Origin of the sequence: uncultured Slackia sp. (assembly GCF_944321625.1) — a bacterium.
In the GTDB taxonomy this organism is placed as follows: domain Bacteria; phylum Actinomycetota; class Coriobacteriia; order Coriobacteriales; family Eggerthellaceae; genus Slackia.
In genome coordinates this window covers 1-3,914 of sequence record NZ_CALUMA010000073.1, presented here as the reverse complement: position 1 = coordinate 3,914, position 3,914 = coordinate 1, and the positions used below count along the sequence as shown (strand labels likewise).

At 65.1% G+C, this 3,914-nt stretch carries 4 protein-coding genes; all 4 read right to left on the bottom strand.

Annotated features, from left to right (window positions below; all coding sequences use genetic code 11):
• On the bottom strand, positions 1–335 hold a 335-nt coding region (locus Q0J60_RS06700), incomplete at its 3' end, for an ABC transporter permease subunit (RefSeq protein ID WP_294439784.1).
• Positions 336–606: 271 nt separating this feature from the next.
• On the bottom strand, positions 607–1,488 hold the full coding sequence (locus Q0J60_RS06695; RefSeq protein ID WP_294439782.1) for a transporter substrate-binding domain-containing protein: 882 nt from the start codon (positions 1,486–1,488) through the stop codon (positions 607–609).
• 234 nt (positions 1,489–1,722) lie between these two features.
• The gene (locus Q0J60_RS06690) at positions 1,723–2,880 is read right to left on the bottom strand and encodes a 4Fe-4S dicluster domain-containing protein (protein ID WP_294439780.1); all 1,158 of its coding nucleotides are present in this window, start codon (positions 2,878–2,880) and stop codon (positions 1,723–1,725) included.
• Positions 2,881–2,883: 3 nt separating this feature from the next.
• The coding region (locus Q0J60_RS06685) for a molybdenum cofactor guanylyltransferase (RefSeq protein WP_294439778.1) at positions 2,884–3,914 on the bottom strand (1,031 nt) is incomplete at its 5' end.

Genomic DNA, 3,914 nt, shown 5'->3' with positions numbered 1-3,914 from the left:
GACTGGATGCCGCTGCGGTAGATTTCGCCAAAGTACGCAGCATAGTTCAGCACGAACGCAATATAGGTCGCCATGTACTTCCAGTCGGCATCCGTCTGGATGCCGAACAGGCCCCAGGGGCCAAACTGGATAGCGAGCAGCTGCAGCATGAGCGGCGTGCCGCGCATGACAGAAATATAGAAACGCACGAGCAGCGCCAGCGGTTTGAATTTGCTCATGCGCCCAAGCGCCACCAGCACGCCCAGCGGAAGCGAGCCTACCAGCGCAATGCAGAAAATCTGCGCGCTGACAAGCAGGCCTTCACCCAGCATGCCAAGCATGGTCGAGAGTTCCATCGTCGTCCTTTCGTTTTCCGGTCTGCATCTCCGTTCGTGCCGGAGTGCTGCGAAGCAAAGGCGTCCCTTCGGGAGGGAACACGCCGAAAAGCGCCCCATACTTCAGCTCTCTTTCGACAAAGGCGCGTTGCCGTAAGGCACCTTCGTCCATCCGCGCCTTCAGAGCCTATGCCCCTATCGCACGGAAAAGCGGACGAGGGCACGCGTTCGCCCGCTTACATCCTTTCGTTCGGGCTTTTGCCCTTGGAAGGCACGCCGCCCGCAGCGTTTGCTACTTGATGAGCCAGTTCTCGTAGCTGATGCCGTACTCGGCGTACTTGTCGCACAGCTCCTGGACGGTGCCGTCCTCGTTGAGCTCCTTGAGCGTTTCGGTCACCTGCTCGGCCAGAGCCTCGTTGCCCAGCTTGAAGCCGACAGCGTAGTGCTCGTCAGAGAGGGTTTCCTCGAGCTGCTTGTAGGCATCCGGGTTGGCGGCCATGTTGTACTCAGCGATAGAGAGGTCGCACGCCACGGCGTCAACCTGGCCGGACTGCAGCATCATAAACGCGGTGTTGTACTCGGCGATGGTGTCGAGCGAAGCGAAGGTGGCGGCGAGGTCAGCCTTGTCGCCTTCGAGCACGTCAAGCGCGGCGGAGTCGACCTGGGTGATGACGGTCTTGCCCGCCAGATCCTCGAGGCTGTTGATGTCGCTGCCAGCGGTGGTCACGATGACCTGGCCGTTCAGCATGTACGGGTCGGAGAAGGTGTAGTTGTCCTCGCGGCCTTCCATAGTGAAGCCGTTCCAAATGCAGGTGATGGTGCCTGCGTCGATCATGGCGTCCTTAGCATCCCAGTCGATGGCCTCAAGCTGCAGGTTCCAGCCGTTCTTTTCGCAGACAGCCTGAGCGAGGTCCAGGTCGAAGCCGGTGAACTCACCGTCATCGCCCACGAAGCCGTACGGCGGGTAAGACTGGTCGAAGCCGACGATGAAGTCGGTGATCTCTGCAGAATCGTCCGTCGCTTCGGTGGAAGCAGCGCTCGAAGAGGTCTCTTCGGTAGCCGTGCTCTCCTCGGCGGTGGACTCGGCGGAAGAGCCGCCGCAGCCGGCCAGCAGGACGGCGGACAGGCACAGCATGCATGCCACGCCGATGATCGCGAGCAGTTTCTTCTTCATGTTCCCTCCTGTGGTCGGCGAACGAGGCCGCTCCGGCCGGCCGGCTTCCACGCCGCCCGGTTTGCCCGGTCTGCCTTGTCCGCGCTTTACTACTTTACTGAACTAAAGTAGCTGCAGTGTAAAGGAGGGCACGGGCGCTGTCCACCCTCAACCCGTGTTTTTTCCGCGAGGGGGCGGCGCGGCGCAGCGACCTCTCGCTGCGCCCCCCTGAGCCCGCGGACCGCGCGAAAGGCCCTACTTCTTATTCCGGTTCAGCAGGTTGCGGCCCAGCAGGTTGTTCTTCTGCATCTCGGGAATCCAGATAAAGCGCGGCTCGAAGTCCATGAGCTCGCTCGTGCGCACCATCGGCTCCACCGTCAGGCATTTCTTCAGGCAGATGTCGGCGCACGAATCGCACTGCACGCAATCGGCCACGGAGAATTCCAGGTATTGGCCCTCCCCTTCGGGCTTCTCTTCGCTCATCTTGAGCGCGCCCGTGGGGCAGAACACCGTGCACATGCGACAGCCGCTGCACGCCTCGGCATCGATCTCGACGCTGCCCCACAGGCGCGTGAAGATCTCGTCCTCCTGCGGCTGGCCCATACGGTCGAGCGCATCGAGCGTGGACGGGCGCCGTTCCGCCTCGAAATGCGGCAGCGCGCCGTCTTCGGCCACCCGCAACCGCTCGCGCAGCGTCGGAATCTTCTCCCCGTGCTTGAGCGCCTTGAGCGCCGTGGACGCAGCGCCTTTCTTCACGCGCTCTTTGCCGCGCATGAAAAACGCGCGCCGCGATTCGCCCAGCGCCAGCGTGTCGTCGTCGCGCAAGACGGCCTCTTCGGGCCATGCGCTCGAGCGCTCAACGCGCACCGGGCTGCCCCACGCCTCCAGCAGGGTGTTCGCCGAATCGACCGTGTCCGTCGTGCCGGCGCTCGTGAAGCGGTACTTGCAGGTGTGGCAGTTGCCGTCCACAAGCGTGATGGCCCGCGCGCCGTCCGCCGCCACGTTCAGGAGCAGGCACTCCTCCACTCGCCCCAGACACGGCACCTCCGCGTACTTCTCGGGATTGCCCTTGCCGTGCGAGGACACGCGCGCGCACGCGAAGACCGCGTGGCCGCCGGCGTTCTCCGTCGCCTCGACGATGGATTGCGCCAGGTCGCGGTCGAGCGGCTTGGTGGGCGCAAGGGCCTCGGTCGGGCACACGGTGGTGCAAGCGCCGCAGGACACGCAGAACATGTAGTTGAAGTCGAGCTTGTTCATGCCCAGCGTGAGCGCGCCGTCAACCGGGCATGCCTCAAGACACCGACGGCACGACGCGTTGCGGTTGCGCACGGTGACGCACCGGTCGGGCGTGACGTAGACCGCCTTCGTCTCCAGCAGCTCCGCCATCTCCATAATGTCATTGAGGTTCGGCACGCTCTACTCCTCTGCGAACGCCTTCTCCATGATTTTGAGCTCTTCGGGCGTGTTCACGTTGATGAAGCAGCCGCCCATGGGCTCGACCTTCAGCACCTCCGACTGCGGCAGCGGCTGCACCTTCACGCGATCGAAGATGGCCTGCGCGCGCTGCTCGCCCGCCGCCACGGCGGCCTCCACGACTGGCAGGCACGTGGAGCGACGGTACAGCGCGTGGAACGGCTCGAAGCCGTGCTTGTTGACCGGGACCACCACGTCCGCCATGGTCGCCGCCATGAGCGCCGCCTCGCGCACCACCAGCGCAGAGGACGCGCACACCATATCGCACGCCACGATGGCCACGTACTCGCTTTCCGCGGCACGCAGCGCCGAGTAGATGCCCGGCAGCGCCCCGCGGTGGTCGCAGATGTCCGGAACCAGGCAAATACCCAGGTCAGGGTATTGCTCGTGAAGGAACGCCAGGTTCTCTGCCTCGTTCGTGGTGATGAGCATCTTGTCCGCCGCCGGGGCAAGGCGCTCCACAAGCCGGCAGATGAGCGGACGCCCCGCGAACGGCACCGTCGCCTTGCTGCGTCCCATACGCCGGCTTTCGCCGCCTGCCTGGATGGCCACGGTGATGCGACGGCGCACGTGGTGCTCCACGAGGAAATCGCACACGGGCGCGATGTCGTCGAGCCCGAAGGCAGGTATGCCGTAGATGCGCGCCGCCTCCAGCGCCGCCGGAATGTCCGTCACCACCGCGATGGTGGCGCCGGAGGGCATCTTGCTGCGCAGGTCGGCAGCGTGCTTGGCCTGGTCGCTGGCGGGGAGGGCACTTTCTGCGGCGGGCGTCGCTGCGGACGGGGCCTCTGCGCTCGCGCCTTTTTCGTCCGCGGCCCTTGCGCCTGCGGCTTTCGCGCTCGCGGCCCCCTCTACGCCCCCAGCCGCCTTCTCATCGCGCTCACGCTCTGCGCGCAACCGCGCGCGCCCCGCCTGGATGAAGTCGGTGCCCAGCGAGGCCCCCGCTTGCGCGCCCTCCAGGAACGCTTGTGCCA

Bases quoted from the DNA above. Each gene is read 5' to 3' on its own strand.
- Q0J60_RS06695 (WP_294439782.1), bottom strand. From the start codon at position 1,488: ATGAAGAAGAAACTGCTCGCGATCATCGGCGTGGCATGCATGCTGTGC.